This window comes from Amycolatopsis bullii, from assembly GCF_014654205.1.
GTDB lineage: Bacteria > Actinomycetota > Actinomycetes > Mycobacteriales > Pseudonocardiaceae > Amycolatopsis > Amycolatopsis plumensis.
The window spans coordinates 150,946-176,124 of sequence record NZ_BNAW01000009.1 but is presented as its reverse complement, the minus strand read 5'-3'; the positions used below and the strand labels follow the sequence as shown (position 1 = coordinate 176,124).

The window sequence follows — 25,179 nt, the reverse complement described above, 5'->3', positions numbered from 1 at the left end:
TCGGATCTCTTGCGTCATATATCAGATATTTAACCCGAACGGCGGCAGCAGGGATGTACCGGCCAGCGAAACTCGGCAGAAAGGTCGGATCTAAGCCTTGACCGCCCTCCTCGCCAGGAGTACACCACCGAGTGGACCAGACCACTGGAGGTCGCTCATGGCAGACAGGTTCCTCCGCCGGGTGCTCGTCGCGTGCGCGGCGATGCTGACGGCGTCCGGGCTCATCGCCGCGCCGGCTTCGGCCGACCTGCAGAAGCCGTCACAGCAGTGGCTGCGCGACAGCCAGGCCGGGCTGTTCCTGCACTGGGGCATGCGCACGTCACCCGGCTACACCAGTTGCAGCGCCTGGGAAAAGGCGATCACCGACGGCGGGTGGAGTCCCGGCTACTGGGTCACCGAAGCCGAGAAGCTGCACGCGTCCTACCTCGTCCTCGCCTCCTTCCACAGCCGGCTCGGCTACTCGCGCGCCTGGCCGTCGAAGATCCCCGGCAGCTGCAGCACCAAGCGGGACTTCCTCGGCGAGCTGATCGCCGCCGCGAAAGCCCGCGGGCTCAAGGTCATCCTCTACATGACCAACGACGCCCAGTGGCACGACGAGGGCGGCCACGAGTGGCTCGACTCCGCCGGCTACTCGAAGTACAAGGGCAAGGACGTCGACCTCGACAGCCAGGACGGCTTCGGCCAGTTCAGCTACGACAACTTCTTCGAGGTCATGAAGAACTACCCCGACCTCGGCGGCTTCTGGATCGACAACGACAACGCCTACTGGGAGTCCCACGACCTGTACCGGCAGATCTACCAGCAGCGCCCGGACTACCTGCTGAGCAACAACAACGAAGACACGCCGATCATGGACACGATCAGCAACGAGCAGAAGACCGGCATGACGCCGTCGTACGACTACCCGCAGGCGACGTACACGGCGATGCCGCGGCTCACCGAAGCCTGCTTCAAGCTCCCCGACACCGGTTCGTGGTGGTACGGCGGGTCGAACCCGCCGGTGAACAAGATGCTCAACCTGGGCCGGCTCATCACGAACTCGGGCTCGTCGATCAAGTCCCTGATGGCCGAAACGGCGATGGTGAACGGGAAGTTCCCGTCGAACCAGGAGGCGTTCAACAACTTCGCGAAAACGTACCTGGACGCGATCTGGGAGTCCCTCGGCAGCACCGAAGGCGCCGGGTACATGTACGGCGGCATGCAGCCGGGCTTCTGGAACGACGGCGCCCACGGCGTCATCACCATCAAGGGCGACACGCAGTACGTGCACGTCCTGACCAAGCCGTCGGGGAGCACGCTCAAGATCCGCGACAACGGCTACCGCGTCCGCCGCGTCACGAACCTGCGCACCGGTGCGGCGATCGCGTTCGGCCAGGGCGGCGGGAACCTGACCCTGACCGGGCTGTCCGGCTGGGACGGTTACGACACGGTGTTCAAGGTCGAGACCGCGGGCCGCACCGGCACCTACGACCCGAAGACCGTCACGCTCAAGGCGAGCGCGTCGGGGAGCGGCCACAGTGGACAGTCCGCGAGCGACGGCGACTACCTCACCTGGTTCGACAACAACAAGACGCTCCCGGTCAACCTCGACTACGACCTGGGGACGGCGAAGAAGGTGCAGTACCTCGGGATCAACCAGCGGGAGGATTCGGTCAGCTACGCCCGGTCGGACACCGAGCAGTCGGCGCGGATCAAGGCGTACAAGGTGTTCGTGTCGAGTGACGGCAAGGACTGGGGCAGCGCGGTGAAGTCCGGAACGCTGCCGAGCCACCGCGGCGTCCAGTTCGTCGACCTCGCCGCGGTGAACACCCGGTACGTCCGGCTCCAGGTGACGAGCACGTACGCCGCATCCAGCGACAGCTCACGCTACAAGCGGTTGAGGATCGACGAAACGTGGGTGGGCTCGGACTACGCGACGGCGGCGGGCTGAACGGATCGCCCGGCCGCCCCCGACGCGGCCGGGCGACCCGTCACTTCCCCTCGGACAGCAGATCCACGGTCAAGGCGGCCGTCCAGCTGAACGACCGGGCGCCGTGCCCGGCCCCGGTCAGCGGGTCGGCGTACTCGGCGAAGCCGGTCTGCGCGGCCGTCTCGACGAGGTCGTCGCGCAGCTGTGCGGCGAGGGCGAACTCACCGTGGTGCAGCAGGCCCTGCCGGACCAGCCAGCCGACGTTGGACCACGACGGCCCGCGCCAGTAGCGGGCCGGGTCGAAGCCGGGCGCGGTCAGGTCGTAGCTCGGGACGCCGTGCACCCGCCCGAGCCGGAACCGTGGGCCGGTCGCGGTCGTCAGCAGGGCCGGGGCGACCGCCAGGTCCGGCAGCATCAGCGGCAGCAGGCCCGCGCAGGTGTGCTCGCGGATCAGTGAGCCGGTGTGGACGTCTCGGGCGAAGAAGAAGCCGTCTTCCCACAGCGTTTCCTGCAACGCCTTCTCGAGGCGGGCGGCGGCTTCGCGGTGTGCGCCGGACGGCAGGCCGAGCTCCTCGGCGATCTCGGCCAGGGCCAGTTCGGCGTCGGCCAGCAGGGCGTTGAAACCGGGATCCTCCACGACGAAGTCCCCGAAGTCCCGGTAGCCGCTGTCCCGGTAGGCGGCGGCGAGCCGGACGTAGCGGCCGTAGTCGTCGTCGCTCGGCCGGTCGCCGGGGTCGCCGTGCGCCAGGTCGCGGCGGACGAATCCGGTGGCGAGCGGGACGCGGGAAAGCGGCTCGTCCCACGCCGGGCTGTTGTCCATTCCGGACTCCCACGGGTGCACGATCGCGACCAGCCCCCGGCCGCCCGCGTCGCGGCCGGTCCGCAGGTGGTCGTGCCAGGCGACCAGCTTCGGGTACAGCGCGGCGAGGAACGCGTGGTCCGGCTCGGCCTCGTGCACCGCGAGCACGGCGCGGGCGTGCACCGGCGGCTGGACCAGGCCCGACGTCCGCCCGGCCTGCCAGAAGGACGGCCCCGGGAAGTACGCCTCCGGCGGGGTCTGCGGGTCGAACACGATGTGCGGGACGCGGCCGTCGGGCCACTGCGCTTCGAACAGCGTCAGCAGCTCGCGCCGGGCGTGCCCGGGGGACAGGTGGCGCAGGCCGAGCGCGATGAAGGCGGAGTCCCAGCTCCACTGGTGCGGGTAGAGCGCCCGCGAGGGCACGGTGGACGCGCCGAGCCAGTTGCCCGCCAGGACAGCCGCGGCCCGCTCCCGTGTTACGTTCATATGTCCAATCTATCTCCGACTTGTGTCTTGTCAATGGACAAAAGTTCGAAGGGGGCTGCGGGATGACCACGCCGACCAGCGCCGGAGAGCTGCTGCAGCTGGTCCGGACCGGGCAGGCGAGCACGCGGAAGGCCCTTCAGGAGCGCAGCGGCCTGTCACGCTCGACGCTGACCGCGCGGCTGGAGCAGCTCCAGGCGGCGGGCCTGCTCGCCGAGGGTGGCCAGGAGGATTCGACCGGCGGCCGTCCGGCCCGGCAGCTGCGCTTCGACGAGCAGCACGCGGTCGTCCTCGCCGCGAGCATCGACACCACGCACGCCGAAGCGGCCGTCACCGACCTGGCCGGTCGGGTCCTGGGCCGCCGGGCCGGTGCGCTGCGGGTCGCCGACGGCCCGGAACCGGTGCTCGACCAGGTCGCGGAGTGGTTCGAGGAGCTGCGGGCCGAGGCGGGGCGGCCGGTGTGCGGCGTCGGCGTGTCGGTGCCGGGCCCGGTCGAGCCCGGCCGCGCCCGGGTCACGCAGCCGCCGATCATGCCGGGCTGGGACGGCTACCCGATCGACGGCCACCTCGGCGCCCGGTTCGGCGCCCCGGTGCTGGTGGACAACGACGCGAACCTGATGGCGCTGGGCGTGCACCGGGCCCGCTACCGGGATTCGGCGGCCCTGGTCGTGGTGAAGGTGTCCACCGGCATCGGCGCGGGCCTGGTCCTCGGCGGTGAGGTGTTCCGCGGGATCGACGGCGGTGCGGGCGACATCGGCCACATCCGGCTCCCGGAGCACCCCGACGCCCGCTGCCTGTGCGGTTCCCTCGGCTGCCTCGCGGCCGTCGCCGGCGGCGGTGCGCTGGCGGCGAGACTGACCGAGCTGGGGCTGCCGACGGAGTCCGGCTCGGGCGTCCGCGACCGGATCGCGGCGGGGGACCCGCTCGCGGTGCGGCTCGCCGAAGTGGCCGGCCGCCAGGTGGGGGAGGTGCTCGCGACGCTGGTGTGCGTGGTCAACCCGGGCGTGGTGGTGATCGCCGGCGACCTCGCCGAGCCGCACTTCGTGGCGGGTGTGCGGGAGGTGCTGTACCGGCGGGCGCTGCCCAGGGCGACGCAGCACCTGCGCGTGGAAATCGGCGGCCGCGGCGAGGGAATGGCGGTGGCCGGCGCGGTGGCGATGGTCGTCGACACCGTGTTCGCCCCCGCCGAGGTGGACCGGTGCCTGGCGTGACGGCCGAAGTACCGCCACCGCCCGACTGTCCCGAGTGGACGGAGCAACCGACTTTAGTAGGTGGCGCACGCCCGTGGTGCGTGGTCCGCCGTACCGGCGCAAACCGGACCAATCGCGCATCACGCACCATTCCTCGCGTTTTCGCCGCGACAAATCGGATTTCCGTACCACGCTTCACGGTTCGCGAATTCCCGGCCAGATAACGGTTCCGCACGCACTTCCCCGCGAGCGGAACACCGGCTTAGTCTCACCCGGTGTTCCAAGGCCCATTTTCTGGGGGCCGCATTCGAAGAGGGAGATTTCTGTGCGAAGAAGCTCCACCCTGCTCCTTTCGCTCGCGGTGGTGGGTGGCCTGACCGGCGCCCTGCCGGCGACGGCGTCCGCGCAGGGGCGTCAGGACATCCCGCAATCGCACCCGTTGTGGGCGAACGCGCAGGCGAAGGTCGCCGACACGGCGCCCGCCGCGAAGCTGAGCTTCCGGGTTTACCTGAACCAGCGCGACAACGCCGGCGCCGAGGCGCTGGCGCAGGCCGTGTCCGACCCGGACAGCAAGACCTACCGCCAGTACCTCAGCCCCGACCAGGTGCGTGACCGGTTCGCGGCCACCGACGCGACGGTGAACGCCGTCAAGGCGTGGCTGACCGGCAACGGCTTCAGCATCGGCGAGATCCCGTCGAACAAGGCGTACGTCGAAGCCACCGGCACCGCGGCCCAGACGGAGAACGCCTTCGCCGTCGACCTCGGCAAGTACCGGGTCAAGGGCCAGACGCTGCGCGCCGCCGACAAGAACCTGTCGGTGCCGGCGAACCTGGCCGGTGACGTGCTCGGCGTCGTCGGCGTCGACCAGGCGACCAACCTGTTCAAGCCGGACCACGCGACCGGCTCCGGCACGCCGTCGGACGTCGCGCCCGGGCCCGGGTTCCGCAACGCGCCGCCGTGCAGCGCCTACTACGGCGAGAAGATCGACACCACCGATCCCGCCTACAACGGCAAGCACCTGCCCTACGCCCCCTGCGGCTACACCCCGGCGCAGCTGCGGTCGGCCTACGGCGTCGACAACGTCGGCGCGGACGGCAAGGGCACCACGATCGCCATCGTCGACGCGTTCGCCTCGCCGACCATCTACTCGGACGCGAGCACGTACGCGAAGAAGAACGACCCGCAGCACCCGCTGAAGCCGAGCCAGTTCAAGCAGCACGTCTTCCCGGCGAACCCGGTCCTCGAGCCGCCGGACCAGTGCGACGCGGCCGGCTGGTACGGCGAGGAGACCCTCGACGTCGAGGCCGCCCACGGTCTCGCGCCGGGCGCCGACATCCTGTACGTCGGCGGCGAGTCCTGCGAGGACAACGCCCTCGACGTGGCGCTGAACTACGTGGTCGCCGGCCACAAGGCCGACATCGTGTCGAACTCCTACGGCGACACCGGCGAGGACATCCCGGCCGACGAGGTCAAGGTGTTCAACCAGATCTCGCTGCAGGCGGTCCTCGAGGGCATCGGCGTGTACTTCTCCTCGGGCGACAACGGTGACGAGGTCGCGCGCCTCGGCACGCCGTCGCCGGACTTCTCCGCCTCCGCGCCGTGGATCACCGCGGTCGGCGGCACGTCCATCGCGATCGGCAAAGACGGCAAGCGGATCTTCGAGACCGGCTGGGAGACCAGCAAGTCGACGCTGACCAACGGCGTCTACGGCCCGGCCAACTACACCAGCGGTTCCGGCGGCGGCACCAGCCGCCTGTTCGAGCAGCCCTTCTACCAGAAGGGCGTCGTCCCGGACGCGCTGGCGAAGAAGAACCAGACCGGCAACAAGAAGGGCCGGGTCGTCCCGGACATCTCCGCGGTCGGCGACCCGAACACCGGCTTCCTGGTCGGCCAGACGCAGACCTTCCCGGAGGGTGCGCACTACGACCAGTACCGGATCGGCGGCACGAGCCTCGCGTCGCCGGTGTTCGCCGGCATCATGGCGGTGGCCGACAGCTTCGACCACTTCCACCACGGCTTCATCAACCCGGTGATCTACAAGCTGACGTCCCGCACGCCGGCGATCACCGACGTGAAGCACGTGGACGCCGCGGTGGCCCGCGTCGACTACGCCAACTCGGTCGACGCCTCGGACGGCCTGCTCCGCTCGGTCCGCACGCTGGACTACCAGGGCCTGACCATCCACACCACCCCCGGCTACGACGACGTGACGGGTCTCGGCACGCCCAACGGCCTGCTGTTCCTGCTGCTCGTCTAGTCAGTGCTCGGCTGAAGGCCCCCTCGCTTCGGCGAGGGGGCCTTCACGGCTTTTCGGCGGCCAGGGGGATGACCGCGGTGACCGTGGTGCCGCCGGCCCCGGAGGCGACCGCCAGCTCCCCGCCCAGCGCCTGCACCCGGTCGCGCAGCCCGGCCAGCCCGCTGCCCTCGACGTCCGCGCCGCCGACGCCCGCGTCCGTCACCGCCACCCGCAGCTCGGCGCCCGCCACCTCGATCCGCACGTCGGCGCGGTCGGTCCGGGCGTGTTTCAGCGCGTTGGTCAACGCCTCGGACGTCACGAAGTACGCCGTCGCCTCCACCGCCGCGTCGAGGCGCGGGACCGTGCCGACGGTCAGCGCCACCTCCATCGGCATGCGGTCGGCCAGCGACCGGACCGCCGCGACCAGGCCCGCTTCGGTGAGGATCGCCGGCCGGATGCCGCGGGCCAGCTCGCGCAGCTCGGTGATGGCCGTCTGGAGCTCGTCGACCGCACTCGTGAGCAGGGCGCGGAGCTCCGGCGGCAGTTCGGCGCCGGAGGGTCGGGCGGCCATCCGCAGCAGCAGCACGACGCTGACCAGCCGCTGCTGGGCGCCGTCGTGCAGGTCGCGCTCGAGCCGGCGGCGCTCCTCGTCGCCGGCCGCGACCAGCCGCGCCCGCGACGCCCGCACCTCGGCCAGCCGTTGCTCCAGCTCGTCGGTGAGCCGCTGGTTGTCCAGCACCAGCCCGGCGGCCGCGTTGAGCGCGTCGATCGACCGGCTGTCCTTCCACACCTCGTCGTCCTGCACCAGCGCGGCCAGCCCGGTGCCGTCGCGCTCCAGCAGGAGCCGGATCATCTCGGCGTTGCCGACCCGGGCCCGCATCACGCCGGCCAGGAACGCCAGCGGCCACAGGCAGAACAGGATCCGGTACGCCATCAGCAGCGGCCCGGACAGGGGGTGCCCCTCGCCGAGCGCCGTGCCCGCCCCCGACGTCAGCGCCCCGGCCAGTGCGATCACCACCACCGGCGACAGCAGCCGCCGCTGCGGCAGCCGCCCGGTCAGCCACCGGTAGAGCAGCACGACGACCACGCCCGCGCTGATCACCGTCGCGGCGAGCCCGAGGGCGCGGCCGACCACGGGCGCGGCCTGCGAGTCGGCCGCGACGGCCAGCAGGTCGCGCGGGTCGTCGGCGGTCAGCAGGCCGACCACGCCGATGCCGAGCACCACGGCGTAGGCCGCGGCCACCAGCAGCCGCTCCCACCGCGAGCGGAGCCTGCCGTGCGGGAAGGCGAGCACCAGGTGCGCGATCACCGGGCTGGACGCGGCCCGCAGCGGCACGGCGATCGTGTACAGCACCGGGTCGGTCGTGAACTGCAGGTCCTCGAGGAACAGGGCGACGCCGGCCAAGGCGATGAGCACCCCGATCGGGTTGGCCGGGCGCCGCACGTGCGCGACCGCGCCCGCGAGCAGGAAGAGGAACCCGGTCGTGGTGCTGAGCGCGGTGTCGAGCCCCGAGTGGCTGCCTTCGCCGGCTTTGAGCGTCAGCGCGACGACGCCGAGCGCGCACCCGGCCGCCAGGAGACCCGTCATCACCGACGTTCGCGGGTGCTGCACTTCGCGACCCTCCCGGTGGGTCTTGGCGGCTGGGTGGCGCAGTCCGGCAACGGCCAACCGTGATTCGTCCGTTCGGGCCGTCGCGTTACACCACGCGGCTGCGCTTTAGGGTGATCTCGACAGGAGGCAGGACATGAGCGGACGCGGATTGGGCGCCGAGGTCTTCGGCGGGCGGATGCCCGCGGGCGGGCGGGACCTGGCGATCGAAACCCACGGCATCGCGCCGGTGCCGGAAGGCAACCGGTTCGGGCGGCCGTGGCGGCTGTTCAGCGTGTGGTTCGCGCCGAACCTGACGATGACGGCGGTGTTCACCGGCACCCTCGCGGCGTCGCTCGGCCTGGGGTTCTGGACGGGCCTGGCCGCGATGCTGGCCGGCACCGTGCTCGGCTCGCTGCCGGTGGCGTACCTGTCGACGTGGGGCCCGCGCACCGGCACCGGCCAGCTGCCGCTCGCCCGGCTGCCGTTCGGCGGCGGCGTCGTGCTGCCCGGCCTGGTGCAGTGGCTCGGCTCGATCGCCTGGGACGCGCTGGTCGGCCTGTTCGGCGGCGAGGCCCTCGCCGAACTGACCGGGCTGCCGTTCTGGGTGGCGGTGCTGATCGTGCTCGTGCTGCAGTGCGCGCTCGGCGTGTTCGGCTACGCGCTGATCCACCGCGTGCAGGCGGTGATGAGCGTGCTGCTGGTGCTGGCGTTCGCCGCGCTCGCCGTGAAGGTCCTTTCCGGACACCCGATCGCCGTCGCCGACACCGCTTCCGGTGCGGACCTGGCGGGCGGCGTCGTCCTGTTCACGACGATCACGTTGTCCTTGGCCATTTCCTGGGCGCCCTACGTGTCGGACTTCAGCCGGTACCTGCCCGTCTCGGCGTCGTCGCGGGCGATCTTCTGGGCGACGCTGCTCGGGCTCGTCGTCTCGTACGCGATCGGCGAAGGGCTCGGGCTCGCGCTGGGGTCGTCGCTGGGCGACCACACGACGTCCGGGATCGCCCAGCTGCTCGGCGGCGGGTTCATGGGTGCGCTGGCGCTGGCGGTGATCGCGCTGGCGGCGGTGTCGTCGAACGCGATGAACGACTACAGCGGTTCGCTGGCGTTGCAGACGGTCGGCGTCCGGCTGCGGCGCCCGGTGTCGGCGGTGGTCGTGACGGTGCTCGCGTTCGCGCTGATCCTGTGGATGCACAGCGGCGACCTCTCGGCGAAGTTCGAGAACGTGCTGCTGTTCGTGTCCTACTGGATTCCGCCGTTCCTCGGCGTGGTCGTCCCGGACTGGCTCGCCCGCACCCGCGGCGGCCGGCGCGTGGACGTCCTGGCGGCGGATTCCGTGCGGCCCTGGGCAGCGGTGGTGGCGTTCGTGGCCGGGTTCGGCGCGGCGGTCCCGTTCATGAACACCTCCCTCTACACCGGACCGGTCGCGGCCGCGCTGCACGGCGCGGATCTGGCGTACTACGTCGGCCTCGTCGTTTCGCTGGCAGCGTACTTCCTGCTGCGCGGCCGCCGAGCGGTTGACCTCGACTAACGTAGAGGTTTCACGATGGTGGGGCACCCCCTCTCGAAGGAGGAACCATGCCCACCGCACTCGTCACCGGCGTTTCGGCCGGGTTGGGCCGCGCGCTCGCGGCCGCCCTGGTGCGTCGCAAGTGGACGGTCGTCGGCGACGCCCGCGACGCGGACGCGCTGGCTTCGGCGGCTCGTGAGGACGGCTTCACGGCTGTCCCCGGCGACGTCACCGACCCGGCCCACCGCGCTGCGCTCGCCGAAGCCTGTCCTTCGCTCGACCTGCTCGTCAACAACGCCAGTTCCCTGGGCGTCAGCCCGCTGCCGCCGCTGGCGCGCTATCCCTTGGCGGCGCTCGAAGAGGTCTACTGCGTCAACGTCTTCGCGCCACTGGCCCTGACGCAGCTGCTGCTCCCGGCTTTGGCGAGTGGTGTCGTGATGAACATCAGCTCCGACGCGGCTGTCGAGGCGTACGAGGGCTGGGGCGGCTACGGCTCGGCCAAGGCGGCCCTCGATCAGCTGACCGCCGTCCTGGGCGCGGAACACCCGAACCTGTCCGTGTACGCGATCGACCCGGGCGACCTGCGCACGGCGATGCACCAGCGCGCGTTCCCGGGCGAGGACATCTCGGACCGGCCGCTGCCGTCGTCCGCGGTCCCGGCGTTCCTGCGCTTGCTGGACGAGCGTCCCCCGAGCGGCCGCTACCGCGCGGCCGACCTCCTGGTGACGGCATGAACATCCGGTTCGACCTGCCGGCGGAGCTGTCGGCATCGGCCCCACCGGAGGCCCGCGGCCTGTCCCGCGACGAGGTCCGCCTGCTGGTCGCCTCCCCGGCCGGCGTCCACCACACGGCATTCACCTCGCTGGGGGCGCATCTGCGGCCGGGTGACCTGCTGGTGGTCAACACCTCCGGAACCCTCCCGGCGGCGGTCGACGCACGCCGGGCGGGCCACCCGATCGTGGTCCACTTCGCGACCCCGCTCGACGACGGCGCGTGGGTCGTCGAGCTGCGCGCACCGGACGGCCCCTTGCTCGACGGCCGTCCGGGCGAGCGCCTTTCGCTGGCCGGGGGCGCGTCGCTGACGCTGCTGGCCCCCGTGGTCCCGGGGGAGGCCCGGCTGTGGCGGGCGGCTTCGTCGGTCGACGTGCTGTCGTTGCTCGAGGAAGCCGGCCGCCCGATCCGCTACGGGTACGTCCCGCGGGCGTGGCCGTTGTCGGACTACCAGACGGTGTTCGCCCGCGAGCCGGGCAGCGCGGAGATGCCCTCGGCGGCCCGCCCGTTCACGCCGGAGCTGGTGACGGGGTTGGTGGCGGACGGGGTGTTGTTCGCGCCGCTGCTGCTGCACACGGGGGTCTCCTCCCCGGAGGCGGCCGAGCCACCCCAGGCGGAGAGGTACCGAGTCCCCCCGACTACGGCGGCGTTGGTCTCGTGGGTCCGCGCCCGCGGAGGAAGGGTGATCGCGGTGGGCACAACGGCGGCTCGCGCCCTCGAGTCGGCGGTCTCCGATGGTGAGGTGCGCGCGGCGTCAGGGTGGACGGACCTGGTCCTGGGCCCGGACCGCCCGGCGCGGGTGGTGGACGGGATCATCACGGGCTTGCACGCGCCGGAGGCATCGCACCTGTTGCTGCTGGAGTCGGTGGCGGGGGCCGAGGTGCTCCAGCGCGCGTATGCGGCGGCGGTTGAGGAGCGGTACCTGTGGCATGAGTTCGGTGACGTGTCACTTCTGCTGCGCCACTGAGTGGGCGCTCAGTCCCGCCGCTCTCCGGGGGTCTTGCGTGCGGGTCGCCCGGACGTCGTGAATGACTCATTCCTGGCGTCTGGGGTCAGGAATGGGTCATTCATGGCGCTGCGGTGCCTGCCCTCGAGCGGGGTAGCTGGGTGCCCGCCACCCCGAAGCCGCGATTGTGACTACGGCCGGCAGTGCCGGGTCAAGGCGGGAAAGCGTGCCTTGACCCGGCACTGCCGGCCGTGTTGTGGCTTCGGATCGGGGTGGCGGGGGAGGTCTGGGTGGGGTGCAGGTGCGGTCGTCAGCGTCCCGTTTACGGCGGCGAAGCCGCGGGGCGGCCCCGGAAACTCCCCCGCCCTCTCCGGGCGTCCCCAAGTCCAGTCTATCGGCCACCCCCGCCGAAAAGTCCGAAAAGCCCACCTCGACCCCAAGTTATCCACACCCCCGCCACCATGTGGACAACCCGAAGCAACCCCCTACTGACCAGCCTCAACCCGCCGCCGCGACCGGATCATCCCCGCAACAACCACCGCCGCGATCCCCAGCCCGACCCCGCTCACGATCGACGCCACCAAACTCGCCGTCCCCGTCGCCAGGCCGAATGCTCCGCCCAGGTACACCGGGATCGACATCGCCACCGGCAGCCAGTTGCGCAGCAGGAACGCCCGGTCCGATGCCACCCACAGCACCAGGGCCACCGCCGCCCCCGTGATGACCGGGATCGCCCAGACGACGGCGCTGGTCAGCGCGTCCATGCCCAGTGACCTGAGCCACTCGAACGACGCCTGGCCCAGCCCGATGAACAACACGACCAGCGCCACGCGGACGCCGGCGGCTCCCTGGCCCCTGCTCGTCATGTCTTCCTCCCGAATCCGTGGTCCACCCTGTACCACGTCCGGGTGACGCGAGCGGTTGCCCTCTTCGTCGACTTTCTCCCCGGCTCTAAGGGCCGGGGCCGCCGATGTCAAGAAATCTCACCACCTTTCCCGGGATGCGGATGGCTATGCGCCTGAGTGGGTGACCGTGCGAACCTCGCCCCCGACACCGACGAAAGGCGATGCTGACGTGCGCACCCCTCGAAGAACTCTGGCCTCGGCGTTGGCCGCCCTGACCGTCGTGGGCGCGCTCGCCGGCTGTTCGCGGGCCGACAGCAGCACCGCCCCGGCCGCGAACCAGGGCGCCGCCGGCGAGGTCCGGGTCGGCTTCTTCCCGAACGTCACGCACGCGCCCGCGCTCATCGGCGTCAAGAAGGACTTCTTCAAGAACGAACTCGGCGCGACCAAGCTCACCACCCAGACCTTCAACGCCGGCCCCGAAGAGGTCAACGCCCTGCTCGGCGGCTCCCTCGATGTCGCCTTCATCGGCTCCGGCCCGGCGATCAACGCCTTCACCAAGTCCAAGGGGGCCATCCAGCTCGTCTCCGGCGCCGTCTCGGGCGGCGCGCAGCTGGTCGTCAAACCGGACATCACCAGCGTCGAGCAGCTCAAGGGCAAGAACATCGCCACCCCGCAGCTGGCCAACACCCAGGACGTCGCGCTCAAGAAGTTCCTGGCCGGCCAGCAGCTGACCGACCAGGTCAAGATCACCAACCTCGACAACCCGAAGACGCTCGATGCCTTCAAGAAGGGCGAGGTCGACGGCGGCTGGCTGCCCGAGCCGTGGGCGTCCCGGCTGGTGCTCGACGCCGGCGCGAAGGTCCTGGTCGACGAGAAGACGTTGTGGCCCGGCGGCCGCTTCCCGACGACCGTCGCGATCGTGCGCAGCGAGTTCCTGCAGCAGCACCCGGACACCGTCCGCGCGCTGCTCAAGGGTGAACTCGCCGCGATCGACTGGGCCAAGGCCAACCCGGCCGACGCGAAGACCGTCGTCAACGGAGCACTCAAGGAGCTGGCCGGCAGTACCCTGAGCGCAGCGGTCCTGGACCGCGCCTTCTCCGGCATCGAGCTGACCACCGACCCCATCGCCGCCGAATTCCCGCAGCTCGCGCAGGACTCGGTGACGGCGGGCGTGGTGAAGTCAGCGGTCGCGCTGAAGGGCTTCGCGGACTTCGGTCCGTTGAACGAGGTGCTCAAGGCCAAGAACCTGCCCGCCGTCGAAGCTCCCGAACTGACCAAGTGAGAGGCAGTCAGCGATGACCACCACCCTCCCGACCGGCCGCAGCAATTTCACCGGCGCGGCAGCGGTGCGCCTCGACGGCGTGCGCAAGGCGTTCGGCACGGCAGGCCGCGCGGTCGTCGCGCTCGACGGCGTGGACCTGACGGTCGCGCCCGGCGAGTTCGTCTGCCTGCTCGGCGCGTCCGGGTGCGGCAAGAGCACGCTGCTGAACCTGGTCGCCGGGCTGGACGCGCCGTCGGCGGGGGAGATCACGCTGAACACCTCCCGGCCCGCGGTGATGTTCCAGGAAGCCGCGCTGATGCCGTGGCTGACCGCGGCCCGCAACGTCGAGCTGCCGCTGCGGCTGGCCGGCTTCGGCCGGGCCGAGCGCCGCGAAAAGGCCGCCGAGCTGCTGGAACTGGTCCGGCTGAACGGCGCTGGCGGCAAGCGGCCGCACGAGCTGTCCGGCGGGATGCGGCAGCGCGTCGCCCTCGCCCGCGCCCTGGCCGCGACGCTGCGCGTCGGCGGCGACCCGGAGCAGTCGCTCCTGCTGATGGACGAGCCGTTCGCCGCGCTCGACGCCATCACCCGAGACGTCCTGCAGAGCGAGCTGCTGCGCGTCTACCGCAGCACGGGCACGTCCGTGCTGTTCGTGACGCACGACGTGCGCGAAGCGGTCCGCCTCGGCCAGCGCGTCGTGCTGCTGTCGTCGCGGCCCGGCCGGGTCGTGCGCGAGTGGACGGACGTGCCGCTGGCCGACGCCGAAGAGCTGACCGAGGAAATCACCGGGCACCTGCGTGAGGTGATCAGCACCCATGCCGCAGCTTGACTCGGCTGCCTGGGGGTCGAACCCCCAGACCCCCGCCCAAGGGGGCTCCGCCCCCCTGGGGACCCCCCACCCCAGTGCCGAAGCCGACCTGGATGCGGTCGGCGCCGGACTGGATTCGCTCGACGCCCCCGTCGGCGAACGCCGCCCGAGCTTCTGGAAGCGGTTCGCCTGGGGCTTCCTCCCGCCGGTGGGCGCACTCGTGCTGCTGGTCGTCGTCTGGCAGCTCCTCTGGGCCGCGGCCTTCTGGCCGGAGTCCCAGCTGCCGGCCCCGGCGTCGGTGTGGAACGAGTTCTGGGGCATCGTCGTCGACGGCCAGGTGTTCGGCTTCGTCTGGACGTCGGTGCACCGCGCCGCGCTCGGCTTCGTCGCCGGCGTGCTCATCGGCACCCCGCTCGGCCTGGTCGTCGCGAAGGTCCGCGTCGTCCGCGCGGCCATCGGCCCGCTGCTGACCGGCCTGCAGAGCCTCCCGTCGGTGGCCTGGGTGCCGGCGGCGATCCTGTGGTTCGGGATCAACGACGCCGCGATCTACTTCGTGGTGCTGCTCGGTTCGGTGCCGTCGATCGCGAACGGCCTGGTCTCCGGCATCGACCAGATCCCGCCGATCCTGCCGCGCGTCGGCCAGGTGATGGGCGCGAACCGGCTGTCGTCGGCGCGGCACATCCTGTTGCCCGCGGCGCTGCCGGGCTTTCTCGCCGGGCTGAAGCAGGGCTGGGCGTTCTCGTGGCGCTCGCTGATGGCCGCGGAGCTGATCGCGCTGTCCCCGCAGCTCGGCATCGGCCTCGGCGCGTACCTCAACCAGGGCTCGTCGTTCAACAGCATGGAGACGGTGATCGCGGCGATCTTCCTGATCCTGCTAGTCGGCGTGGGAATCGAGCTGGTGGTGTTCCGCCCGCTGGAGCGCGCGGTGCTGCGGGCTCGCGGGCTGACTTCGTCGCTGTAGAAGTTTTCCGCACCGGATGTCGAAGCCGGTTGCGCGGCGCCGACGTCTCCTTCGAATCTCGACGAGCGAAGGAGCGGACAGTGGTGATCGCGGTATTGGTGACTTCGGTGGCGGCGTTCGCGGCGAGCGCGGCCTGGTACGGGGTGTTCGGGCCGGTCTGGGCCCGCTTGAGCCCGGCGGGCGCGGTGGCCGCGCCGTCCCCGTGGCGGATGGGCGCGGAGTTCGCGCGGACGGTGGTCCTGGTGACGGCGTTCGCGCTGGTGGCGCGCGCGGTCGGGGTGGACGGCGTGCCGGGCGCGCTCGGGTTGGCGCTGGCGGTGTGGGCGGGCTTCCCGGCGGTGATTCTGGCAGGCTCGGTGCTGCACGAGCGGGTCCCGGTCCGCCTGGCGGCACTGCACGCGGGCGACTGGCTGGTGAAGATCGCGGTGGTGGCGGTGCTGCTGGGGGTGTGGCGATGACGGCGCTGGTGCTCGACGGAGTCGCGTTCGGCGAGTCCCCGCGCTGGCACGACGGGCGGCTCTGGTTCGCCGACTGGCTGGCCCACGAGATCGTGGCGGTCTCGCCGGCGGCCGAGCGTGAGGTGGTGTTCCGCGCGGACTTCCCGACGATGCCGATGTGCTTCGACTTCCTCGACGGGCAGCCGGTGATCGTGTCGTCGTCCGACGGCCTCCTGCTGCGGCTGTCGGAGTCCGGCTTGACGACCCACGCCGACCTGGGTGGCACCGGGTTCAACGAGATCGTGACGACCCGCGCCGGAGGCTGCTACGTCAACGGCGGCGGGTTCGACCTGATGGCCGGAGAGCCGTACCGCCCGGGCGCGATCCTGTTCGTCAACCCGGCGGGCGAGGTCCGCAGGGTGGCGGAGGACATCGCGTTCGGCAACGGCATGGCCTTGACCCCGGACGGCTCGACGCTGATCGTGGCCGAGTCGTACGCGAACCGCCTGACCGCCTTCTCGGTCCTCCCGGACGGCAGCCTGACGGACCGCCGCGTGTGGGCGGACCTCGGTGAAGGAGTGCCGGACGGCATCGCGCTCGACGCTTCGGGCGCGGTGTGGGTGTCGGACGTGCCCCACCGGTCGTGCACCCGGGTCCGGGAAGGCGGGGAGGTGCTGGAGAAGCTGACCTTCGACCGAGGCTGCTTCGCGTGCGCGCTGAGCGACGACACGTTGTACGTGGTGGTCCAGGAGTGGCGCGGGCTGGACGGGGTGGGGGAGGCGGCGGAGCGGACGGGGCAGATCCTGGCGCATCCGGTCTCGGTGGGCCGCGCTTAGCTACCGGACGTGCCGGGCCCCGGACGGTCCGGGGCCCCGGCAACGAGTGCCGGGGCCCGGACCTGTCGGCTGAACTCAGCGCGAGCGGCGCGAACCCGCGCGGGTGCCCGACGAGAACGCCGCCGCGCCGCCGGAACCCGACCGCCGGTTCCCCGCGGGCGCACCACCGGAGCGCCGCGCGTTGCCCGAAGCAGCCTCGCCACCGGAGCGCCGCCCGCCTCCCGAAGCGGGGGACGCGACCGGCTTGCCCGAGGTGCCCGACCGGCGGGATCCACCCGAGGCGCCCTCCGAGCGGCGCGAACCGGACCCGGTCGACCGCTCCTGCGAGGCCGCCCGGGCTCGCTGCCCACCGCGGTTCTCCTTCGGCGCCGCCGAACGGCGACCGCGGCCGCCACCCGGAGCCGCGCCCGTGGCGGAGACCTTCTTCGGCCGGTTGTCCACTGCGGGCGCCTTCGAGAACGTGCGCTCACCGGGCGCCAGCTCCGCCAGCAGCGGGTGGCCCGGGCCGAGCTGGGTGGTCGTCGGCTTGATGCCCGCCTTGCGGGTCAGGTCCCGGACGTCTCGCACCTGGGCGTCCGTCATCAACGTCACCACCGTGCCCGACGCCCCGGCGCGCGCCGTGCGGCCGGAACGGTGCAGGTAGGCCTTGTGCTCCACCGGCGGGTCCGCGTGGATCACCAGCCGGACGTCGTCGACGTGGATGCCGCGGGCCGCGATGTCCGTCGCCACCAGGGTGCGGGCCGTCCCGGACGAGAACGCCTCGAGGTTGCGCGTGCGGGCGTTCTGGCCCAGGTTGCCGTGCAGCTCCACCGCCGGGACACCCGAGGCGTTCAGCTTCCGCGTCAGCGCCTTCGCGCGGCTCTTCGTCCGCGTGAACACCAGCGTGCGGCCGGGCGCCGCCGTCAGGTCGACCAGCACCGGCAGCCGGTGGGTCTCCTCCAGGTGCAGGACGTGGTGCTCCATCGTCGCCACCGGCGACTGCGCCGAGTCGACGCTGTGCAGCACCGGGTCGTCCATGAAGCGCTTGACCAGCACGTCGACGCCGTTGTCCAGGGTCGCCGAGAACAGCAGCCGCTGGCCGCGCTCGGGCGTGGCGTCCATGATCCGCCGGACCTCGGGCAGGAAGCCCAGGTCGGCCATGTGGTCGGCCTCGTCCAGGACCGTGATCTCGACGGCGTCGAGCTTCACGTGCCCGGAGCGCATGTGGTCGGCGAGCCGGCCGGGGCAGGCGACGACGATGTCGACGCCGTCACGCAACCGGGTGATCTGCGGGTTCGCGCTGACGCCGCCGAAGATGGTCGTCGCCTTGAGGCCCAGCGGGCGGGCCAGGGGCAGGATCGACGCCTCGATCTGCGTCGCGAGCTCGCGGGTCGGCGCCAGGATCAGCGCGCGGGGACGGCCCGGCTTGCGCCGCGTCGGGCCCGCGGCGAGGCGGGCCAGCACGGGCAGCACGAAGCCGTACGTCTTGCCGGAGCCGGTCCGGCCGCGGCCGAGGACGTCACGCCCGGCGAGGGTGTGCGGCAGGGTCGCCGCCTGGATGGGGAAGGGCTCGGTGACGCCCTGGGTGGCCAGCGCGGCCACGAGCGGGGTGGGCAGGCCGAGTTCGGAAAAAGTGCTCATAAGTGCGTGCGGGCAAGCGAATGCCCTGGTCTCCATAACGTCGAGAAGGGTTGTCCTGCCCGGCGCAGACCGGTCAACGGCCGCGGCGCGTGGTAGTCGACAACAGCAGCGGACCGAGGCAGAACTGAGCGGCCCGCAAGATCAGTGTACCAACGACAGTGACCTACCCCCAGTGAGATTGCCCGCACTCGCGCGTCCTTGCTAAGTTACCGGTCGGTAATCGAGGAGGACGACCATGCTGCTGAACCCGCGCGAGTACGACCCGGCGCACTTCGACGCCGAGACGCGGCGCCTGCTGCGCGCCACCATCGACTGGTTCGAACAGCGCGGCAAGGCGAAGCTCACCGAGGACTACCACAACCGCACCTTCTACGCGGACTTCATCGAGTTCGCGGGCAAGGAAGGCCTGTTCTCGACGTTCCTGACGCCGTCGGCGAACGCCGGGGGCAACCCCGACAAGCGCTGGGACACCAGCCGCGTCGCCGCGCTGTCGGAAATCCTCGGCTTCTACGGCCTCAACTACTGGTACCCGTGGCAGGTCACCATCCTCGGCCTCGGCCCGGTCTGGCAAAGCGGTAACGCGGAGGCACGTGAACGCGCGGCGGCCGCCCTCGACGCCGGGGGCGTCGGCGCGTTCGGACTGTCCGAAAAGGACCACGGCGCCGACATCTACTCGTCCGACATGGTGCTCACCAAGGACGGCGACGGCTACCGCGCCACCGGCTCCAAGTACTACATCGGCAACGGCAACTGCGCCCGCACGGTGTCGGTCTTCGGCCGCATCGACGGCGTCGAAGGCCCGGACCAGTACGTCTTCTTCTACGCCGACTCCGAGCACCCGAACTACCACGTCGTGAAGAACGTGGTGCCGTCGCAGATGTACGTCGCCGAGTTCCGGCTCGAGGACTACCCGGTGCGCGCCGAGGACATCCTGCACGTCGGCGCCGAGGCCTTCAGCGCCGCGCTGAACACCGTCAACATCGGCAAGTTCAACCTCTGCTTCGGCGGCATCGGCATGGCCACGCACTCGCTGTACGAGGCCATCACGCACGCGCACAACCGCGTCCTCTACGGGAAGCCCGTGACGGACTTCCCGCACGTCCGCCGCGAGTTCGTCGAGGCCTACGCGCGGCTGACGGCGATGAAGCTGTTCTCCGACCGCGCCGTCGACTACTTCCGCAGCGCGAACCCCGGCGACCGCCGCTACCTGCTGTTCAACCCGATCACCAAGATGAAGGTGACCACCGAGGCGCAGAAGGTGATCGGCCTGGTCGCCGACGTCGTGGCGGCCAAGGGCTTCGAGGCCGACACCTACCTGGCGATGTCCAAGAACGACATCGACGGCCTGCCGAAGCTCGAGGGCACGGTCGCCGTCAACCTGGCGCTGATCGCGAAGTTCATGCCGAACTACCTCTTCGCGCCGCAGGAGTACGCCCCGGTGCCGACCCGCACCGACGCCGCGGACGACGAGTTCCTCTTCCGCCAGGGCCCGGCGCGCGGCCTGTCGAAGGTGCGGTTCCACGACTGGAAGACCGCCTACGCCGAGGCCGCGCACATCCCGAACGTCGCGCTGTTCACCGAGCAGGCCGGGTACCTGGTCAAGCTGCTCACCGAGGCGGCGCCGGACGAGGCGCAGCAGGCCGACCTCGACTTCGGGCTCGCGCTGACCGAGCTGTTCACGCTGATCGTGTACGGCCAGCTCGTCCTGGAGCAGGCCCGCATCACCGGCCTGGACGACGAGGTCGTCGACCAGATCTTCGCGGTGCTGGTGCAGGACTTCAGCGTCGCGGCGGTGGACCTCAACGGCAAGGCGAGCTCGACCGAGGCCCAGCAGGCGATCGCGCTGGCCGCGCTGCGCAAGCCGGTGGTGGACGCCGGGCGGTTCGAGAACGTCTGGGCGCGCGTGCGGGCGCTTTCCGGGGTCTACGCTATGAATCCGTGATGGCGAAGAAGTACCGGCTGGGGGTCGTGCGGAAGGCCGTGAACGTCCTGGTGACGGCGTTCCTGAACCGCGGTGTCCCGATCGCGGGGAGCACCGGGTGGCTGCTGACCACGCGGGGACGCAAGAGCGGCACCGACCGGACCACGCCGGTCAACGTCATCGAGGTCGGCGGCGAGCGGTGGCTCGTTTCGCCGTACGGGCGGGTCGGCTGGGTGTACAACCTCCGCGCCGACGCCACCGCCCGGCTGCGGCGCGGTCAGACGACCGAGACGTGGGAGGTCGAGGAGGTCGACGCGGCGACGGCCGGCCCGGTGCTGCGCGCGTACGTCGGCAAGCTCCCGGTGACGGCGCCGTTCTTCGACGCGAAGGCGAGCGACCCGGCCGAGGCGTTCGCCGGGGAAGCCGATCGACACCCGGTGTTCCGGTTGGCAAGATCGCGGGCGTGAACCGAGAGCGGGCGGCGGAGCTGATCTGGGACGCGTGGCTGACCGGCAAGCGGCTGGAGGGCCTCCCGGCCGACGTCCGCCCGGCCGACCTCGCCGAGGGCATGGCGGCGCAGGCGGCGCTCGCCGAGCTGGCCGGACCGGTGTCGGGCTGGAAGATCGCCGCGACCACCGCGTACGCGCGGCAGTACCTCGACGTGCCCGGGCCGTTGCCGGGCGCGATGTTCGAGCGGTTCCACCACGTCGAGGGCGAGCCGGTGCCGGCCGACACGATGACGATGGGCGTCGCCGAACCGGAGTTCGCCTTCCGGCTCAAGGCCGACCCGGGGCTGTCGCCGTCACTGGCCGCGGTGCTCGACGCGGTCGACACGATGTTCCTGGCGATCGAGCTGCCGGACAGCCGCTACACCGACCACCGCCACGCGGGCGGCCCGCAGCTGCTGGCCGACGTGGCGTGCGCGGGCCGGTTCGTCGAGGGCCGCCCGGTGCCGGGGTGGCGCGAGCTCGACCTGCCCCGCCGCCCGGTGGTCCTGCACGCCGACGGCGAGGAGTACTCGCGCGGCAGCGGCAGCCTGGTGCTGGGCGACCCGAGGCTGGCGCTGCACTGGCTGGCGATGGAGCTGCCCCGCCACGGCCGCGCGCTCCGCCCGGGCGACATCGTGACGACGGGAACGGCCACCCCGCCGTGCCCGATCCGCGCGGGCGGCCACGTCGTGGCGGACTTCGGTGAGCTGGGGAGTGTGGAAGTGCGGTTCGCCGCATGACCTTCCGGCCCGGGTTCGTGGTGCTCGCCGTGGTGGTGTTGGCCCTCGACGCGGGCTTCTGGTTCCTCGCGCGCGGCCCGCACCCGGCGACGGCCCGCAGCGGCTTCCTCGTGGCGTTCGTCCTGCTGCTGGCATCGCTGGCGGCGGCCGCGGGCGTGGTGCGCTGGGAGGTCGCGGCCCCGCTGGGCGCGGCGTCCGCGTCGGGCCTGCTGGTCGTCGGCGCGGTGGCGATCTTCGGCGTCGGCCTCGGCTTCGTGCTGACGGCCGTGGTGGAGGTGGGGCTGGTGCGCCGGATGGTCGCGTCGGCGGCCGGCTGGCGCGGCGGAATGGGGCTGATCAGCGCGACGGCCGCGGTGGTGCCGGTCGTGTTGCTCGCCGCCGGCCTCCTCGCGCTCCGCTGATTTTTGTCGGTACCCCCTACCACGATGTCCCGGTGACGTCTTGGAGAGATCGACTCGACACCCTCGCCCACGAGCGGCTGCCCGCGGAGCTGGCTTCCGCGTGGACCGCGCTGGCTCGCCCGGGGATCCGCCTGGTGTCCGCGGGCGAAGGCCCGCCCGTGGGCCGGATCGGTGGTGCGCCGGCGCTGCCCGAGGACGTCGGGTGGCCCGAGTGGCCGGGGCGGGGCCCGCTCGACTTCGTAGCCGCGGTGGACTGCGCCGCGCTGCCGCGGGAGTTCCTCAGCATCCCGCTGCCGGAGGCGGGCACGCTGCTGTTCTTCTACTTCGACGCCGAGCGCCGCCAAGCCGACGACATCCCGGAGTTCGGAGACGCCGAAGCCGCCCGGCTGGTCTTCGTGCCGGCGGGAGTTCCGGTCACCGAGCGGGCGGCACCCGAAGGCCTCGACCCCTACCCGGCGCGTGACCTGTTCGGCAAGGTCGAGGCCACCGCCCCGAGGAACTACCACGTCCTGCTCGACGAGACGAAGACCGCGAGTGGCGAAACCCTCGCCGAGGCGGCCAAAACGGTGCTGCTGCCCGGCAACCACATGGGCACCGGAGTGTTCGGGCAGCTGGTCTGGCAGCTGCACCCGGAGGGGCCGCACCACCAGGTCGGCGGGTTCGCCGACCCCATCCAGAACGCGGTCGAAAAGGAGGTCGCGACGGAAGTGCTGGGGGACTACCGGGACCCGCGACTGATCGAGGAGGCGGCCCGCTGGGTGTTCCTCGCCCAGATCGACAGCGACGAAGCTGCCGACATGATGTGGGGCGACGCCGGAATGCTCTATTGGATGATCCGCTCCGAAGACCTCGAAGCGGGCCGTTTCGACCGCGCGCGATGCATCCTGCAGTGTTGCTGATGGTGCCTTGCGGCTGAGGATTCCTCGGCCGCCGGCAGGCCACCCCGGCTCGTCCGGGGCGGCCTCCCGCCTGCCTTTTACTTCCCGAAGCCGGCCCGTCGCAGCGCGTCGGCCATCGAGCCGCTCGCGTTGCCGCCGCGATCCCGGCCGCCGCCACCCTGGCCGCGTCGGTCGCCGCCCCCGCCGCCACGGCGCTGGCCCTGGCCGCCCTGGCCCCGGTCCCGGCGCTCGCCACCGCCGCCACCACCGCGGTTGCCCGAGCCGGCGCCCGGCTCGTCGTCCAGGCGCAGGGTCAGTGAGATCCGCTTGCGCGGCACGTCGACGTCCAGGACCTTCACCTTCACGATGTCCCCGGGTTTGACGACCTCCCGCGGGTCCTTCACGAAGTTCTTCGACAGCGCCGAAACGTGGGCCAGCCCGTCTTGGTGCACGCCCACGTCGATGAACGCGCCGAACGCCGCCACGTTCGTCACCACGCCCTCCAGGCGCATGCCCGGCTTCAGGTCCGAGATCTTGTCCACGCCCTCGGCGAACGTCGCCGTCTTGAACGCCGGGCGGGGGTCGCGGCCCGGCTTGTCCAGCTCCGCCAGGATGTCCGTCACCGTCGGGAGACCGAACTGCTCGTCCACGAACTCGGCCGGCCGCAGCGAGGACAGCGTCCGCGTGTTGCCGATCAGCGACCGGATGTCGGTGCCGGTCTTGGACAGGATCCGCCGGACCACCGGGTACGCCTCCGGGTGGACCGCCGACGAGTCGAGCGGGTCGTCGCCGTCGGGGATGCGGAGGAAGCCCGCGCACTGCTCGAACGCCTTCGGCCCGAGCCGCGCGACCTCCTTCAGCGCCATCCGGGAGCGGAACGGCCCGTTCGTGTCGCGGTGGGCCACGATGTTCTCCGCCAGGCCCGTCGTGATGCCCGAAACCCGCGTCAGCAGCGGGGCCGACGCCGTGTTGACGTCCACGCCGACCGCGTTCACGCAGTCCTCGACCACCGCGTCGAGCGAGCGCGACAGCGACACCTCGGACAGGTCGTGCTGGTACTGGCCGACGCCGATCGACTTCGGGTCGATCTTCACCAGCTCGGCCAGGGGGTCCTGCAGCCGCCGGGCGATCGAGACCGCGCCGCGCAGCGAGACGTCCATGTTCGGCAGTTCCTGCGAAGCGAACGCCGACGCCGAGTACACCGAAGCGCCCGCCTCGGACACGACCGCCTTCGTCAGCTTCAGCTCCGGGTGCTTCTTGATCAGTTCCTGGGCGAGCTTGTCCGTCTCGCGCGACGCCGTCCCGTTGCCGATGGAGATCAGGTCGACCTTGTGCCGCGCGGCCAGCGCCGCGAGCTCGGCGATCGACTGGTCCCACTTGTTCGCCGGCTGGTGCGGGTAGATGACGTGGGTGTCGACGACCTTGCCGGTCGCGTCCACGACCGCCACCTTGACGCCGGTCCGGAAGCCCGGGTCGAGGCCCATGGTGGCGCGGGTGCCGGCCGGCGCGGCCAGCAGGAGGTCGCGCAGGTTGGCCGCGAACACGCGCACGGCGTCGTCCTCGGCCGCCTGGCGCAGCCGCATCCGCAGATCGATGCCCAGGTGCAGGAGGATCTTGGTGCGCCACGCCCAGCGCACGGTGTCCCCGAGCCACTTGTCGCCCGGCCGCCCCTGCTGGGTGATGCCGAACTTCGCGGCGATGCGCTGCTCGTAGTCGGTCGGCCCGACCTGCGGCTCGTCGGTGGGCTCGTCCGGCGCCATGGTGAGGTCGAGGACCTCCTCCTTCTCGCCGCGCAGCATCGCGAGGATCCGGTGCGAGGGGAGCTTCGTGTACGGCTCGGAGAAGTCGAAGTAGTCGGAGAACTTCGCGCCTTCCTCCTCCTTGCCGGCGCGGACCTTGGCGACCAGGTGGCCCTGGCCCCACATCTTCTCCCGCAGCTCACCGATGAGGTCGGCGTCCTCGGCGAAGCGCTCGACCAGGATCGCGCGGGCGCCGTCGAGGGCGGCCTGGGCGTCCGCCACGCCCTTGTCCGCGTCGACGAACACCGCCGCGGCGGCCTGCGGGTCCGTGTTCGGGTCGTTCAGCAGGCCGTCGGCCAGCGGCTCGAGCCCGGCTTCGCGCGCGATCATGGCCTTCGTGCGGCGCTTCGGCTTGTACGGGAGGTAGATGTCCTCCAGCCGCGACTTCGTGTCCGCGGCGAGGATCGACGCCTCGAGGGCCTCGTCGAGCTTGCCCTGGCTGCGGATCGACTCGAGCACGGCGAGCCGGCGCTCGTCGAGTTCCCGCAGGTAGCGCAGCCGCTCTTCGAGCGTGCGCAGCTGCGCGTCGTCGAGCATGCCGGTGACTTCCTTGCGGTAGCGCGCGATGAACGGCACGGTCGAACCGCCGTCGAGCAGCTCGACGGCGGCCTTGACCTGTCCTTCGCGCACGCCCAGTTCTTCGGCGATCTTCTGCTCGACCGACACGCTCACTGCTACACGCTCCTGCTTCGCCTGGATCCGATCGTCACATTCTGCCGTTTCGGGCACCCCGACTTTCGGATGGGGTTGCTTGA

The 25,179-nt window shown here is 71.5% G+C and carries 21 protein-coding genes; 16 read left to right on the top strand and 5 right to left on the bottom strand.

The genetic code is table 11. The features are described from left to right. Positions 1-157 precede the first annotated feature (157 nt). Positions 158-1,930 (top strand): alpha-L-fucosidase, encoded by a 1,773-nt coding sequence (locus tag IE317_RS14440; protein WP_191310155.1) that lies wholly within the window; start codon positions 158-160, stop codon positions 1,928-1,930. A gap of 40 nt (positions 1,931-1,970) precedes the next feature. On the opposite strand, the gene IE317_RS14435 is transcribed toward IE317_RS14440, so the two are convergent. Next, positions 1,971-3,194 carry an amylo-alpha-1,6-glucosidase gene (locus IE317_RS14435; protein ID WP_191310153.1) on the bottom strand — a complete coding sequence of 408 codons (1,224 nt, stop codon included), beginning with the start codon at positions 3,192-3,194 and terminating at the stop codon, positions 1,971-1,973. A gap of 62 nt (positions 3,195-3,256) precedes the next feature. On the opposite strand from IE317_RS14435, the gene IE317_RS14430 reads away from it, so the two are divergent. After that, positions 3,257-4,402 (top strand): ROK family protein, encoded by a 1,146-nt coding sequence (locus IE317_RS14430; RefSeq protein WP_191310151.1) that lies wholly within the window; start codon positions 3,257-3,259, stop codon positions 4,400-4,402. 304 nt (positions 4,403-4,706) lie between these two features. Next, positions 4,707-6,638 (top strand): S53 family peptidase, encoded by a 1,932-nt coding sequence (locus IE317_RS14425; protein WP_191310149.1) that lies wholly within the window; start codon positions 4,707-4,709, stop codon positions 6,636-6,638. A 43-nt stretch (positions 6,639-6,681) separates the two neighbouring features. On the opposite strand, the gene IE317_RS14420 is transcribed toward IE317_RS14425, so the two are convergent. Then, on the bottom strand, positions 6,682-8,205 hold the full coding sequence (locus IE317_RS14420; protein ID WP_373309046.1) for a sensor histidine kinase: 1,524 nt from the start codon (positions 8,203-8,205) through the stop codon (positions 6,682-6,684). Between the two features lie 157 nt (positions 8,206-8,362). Between IE317_RS14420 and IE317_RS14415 the strand changes: the two genes are divergently transcribed. The 3 genes from IE317_RS14415 to IE317_RS14405 are packed head-to-tail and all read left to right on the top strand — an operon-like array spanning position 8,363 to position 11,453. Beyond that, entirely contained in the window at positions 8,363-9,736 is a 1,374-nt protein-coding gene (locus IE317_RS14415; RefSeq protein ID WP_191310145.1) for a purine-cytosine permease family protein, read from the top strand. A 47-nt stretch (positions 9,737-9,783) separates the two neighbouring features. After that, the gene (locus IE317_RS14410; protein ID WP_191310143.1) at positions 9,784-10,449 is read left to right on the top strand and encodes an SDR family NAD(P)-dependent oxidoreductase; all 666 of its coding nucleotides are present in this window, start codon (positions 9,784-9,786) and stop codon (positions 10,447-10,449) included. Beyond that, positions 10,446-11,453, top strand: coding sequence for an S-adenosylmethionine:tRNA ribosyltransferase-isomerase (locus IE317_RS14405; RefSeq protein ID WP_191310141.1), 1,008 nt, complete (start codon positions 10,446-10,448; stop codon positions 11,451-11,453). Before IE317_RS14410 ends, IE317_RS14405 begins: the two co-directional genes overlap by 4 nt. 464 nt (positions 11,454-11,917) lie before the next feature. Here IE317_RS14405 and IE317_RS14400 read toward each other — a convergent pair whose 3' ends face one another. Continuing rightward, positions 11,918-12,298, bottom strand: coding sequence for a hypothetical protein (locus IE317_RS14400; protein WP_191310140.1), 381 nt, complete (start codon positions 12,296-12,298; stop codon positions 11,918-11,920). Positions 12,299-12,506: 208 nt separating this feature from the next. Here IE317_RS14400 and IE317_RS14395 point away from each other — a divergent pair, with 208 nt between their 5' ends. The 5 genes from IE317_RS14395 to IE317_RS14375 all read left to right on the top strand — a co-directional run bounded on the left by IE317_RS14395 (position 12,507) and on the right by IE317_RS14375 (position 16,577). After that, positions 12,507-13,559 (top strand): ABC transporter substrate-binding protein, encoded by a 1,053-nt coding sequence (locus tag IE317_RS14395; RefSeq protein ID WP_191310138.1) that lies wholly within the window; start codon positions 12,507-12,509, stop codon positions 13,557-13,559. A gap of 13 nt (positions 13,560-13,572) precedes the next feature. After that, positions 13,573-14,364 carry an ABC transporter ATP-binding protein gene (locus IE317_RS14390; protein ID WP_191310137.1) on the top strand — a complete coding sequence of 264 codons (792 nt, stop codon included), beginning with the start codon at positions 13,573-13,575 and terminating at the stop codon, positions 14,362-14,364. Further along, on the top strand, positions 14,351-15,304 hold the full coding sequence (locus IE317_RS14385; protein ID WP_229902707.1) for an ABC transporter permease: 954 nt from the start codon (positions 14,351-14,353) through the stop codon (positions 15,302-15,304). The genes IE317_RS14390 and IE317_RS14385 overlap by 14 nt, the downstream gene beginning before the upstream one ends. 83 nt (positions 15,305-15,387) lie before the next feature. Next, the gene (locus tag IE317_RS14380; protein ID WP_229902706.1) at positions 15,388-15,762 is read left to right on the top strand and encodes a DUF1761 domain-containing protein; all 375 of its coding nucleotides are present in this window, start codon (positions 15,388-15,390) and stop codon (positions 15,760-15,762) included. Further along, a complete protein-coding gene (locus IE317_RS14375; RefSeq protein ID WP_229902705.1) occupies positions 15,759-16,577 on the top strand; it encodes an SMP-30/gluconolactonase/LRE family protein in 819 nt (272 codons plus the stop codon). The genes IE317_RS14380 and IE317_RS14375 overlap by 4 nt, the downstream gene beginning before the upstream one ends. 75 nt (positions 16,578-16,652) lie before the next feature. Here IE317_RS14375 and IE317_RS14370 read toward each other — a convergent pair whose 3' ends face one another. Continuing rightward, on the bottom strand, positions 16,653-18,197 hold the full coding sequence (locus IE317_RS14370) for a DEAD/DEAH box helicase (RefSeq protein WP_191310134.1): 1,545 nt from the start codon (positions 18,195-18,197) through the stop codon (positions 16,653-16,655). Positions 18,198-18,432: 235 nt separating this feature from the next. Between IE317_RS14370 and IE317_RS14365 the strand changes: the two genes are divergently transcribed. From IE317_RS14365 to IE317_RS14345, 5 genes are read left to right on the top strand one after another with little or no spacing between them, the layout of a single operon-like run. Further along, positions 18,433-20,139: an acyl-CoA dehydrogenase gene (locus tag IE317_RS14365; protein WP_191310133.1), complete on the top strand. Its 1,707-nt coding sequence runs from the start codon at positions 18,433-18,435 to the stop codon at positions 20,137-20,139. Further along, positions 20,139-20,585 (top strand): nitroreductase family deazaflavin-dependent oxidoreductase, encoded by a 447-nt coding sequence (locus IE317_RS14360; RefSeq protein ID WP_191310132.1) that lies wholly within the window; start codon positions 20,139-20,141, stop codon positions 20,583-20,585. Before IE317_RS14365 ends, IE317_RS14360 begins: the two co-directional genes overlap by 1 nt. After that, complete coding sequence (locus tag IE317_RS14355; RefSeq protein WP_191310129.1) at positions 20,582-21,346, top strand: 2-keto-4-pentenoate hydratase; 765 nt, start codon at positions 20,582-20,584, stop codon at positions 21,344-21,346. Before IE317_RS14360 ends, IE317_RS14355 begins: the two co-directional genes overlap by 4 nt. Further along, entirely contained in the window at positions 21,343-21,747 is a 405-nt protein-coding gene (locus IE317_RS14350; protein ID WP_191310127.1) for a hypothetical protein, read from the top strand. Before IE317_RS14355 ends, IE317_RS14350 begins: the two co-directional genes overlap by 4 nt. 32 nt (positions 21,748-21,779) lie before the next feature. Further along, a complete protein-coding gene (locus tag IE317_RS14345; protein ID WP_191310125.1) occupies positions 21,780-22,646 on the top strand; it encodes a YwqG family protein in 867 nt (288 codons plus the stop codon). Between the two features lie 77 nt (positions 22,647-22,723). On the opposite strand, the gene IE317_RS14340 is transcribed toward IE317_RS14345, so the two are convergent. After that, positions 22,724-25,096 (bottom strand): Tex family protein, encoded by a 2,373-nt coding sequence (locus IE317_RS14340; protein ID WP_191310123.1) that lies wholly within the window; start codon positions 25,094-25,096, stop codon positions 22,724-22,726. Positions 25,097-25,179: the final 83 nt, after the last annotated feature.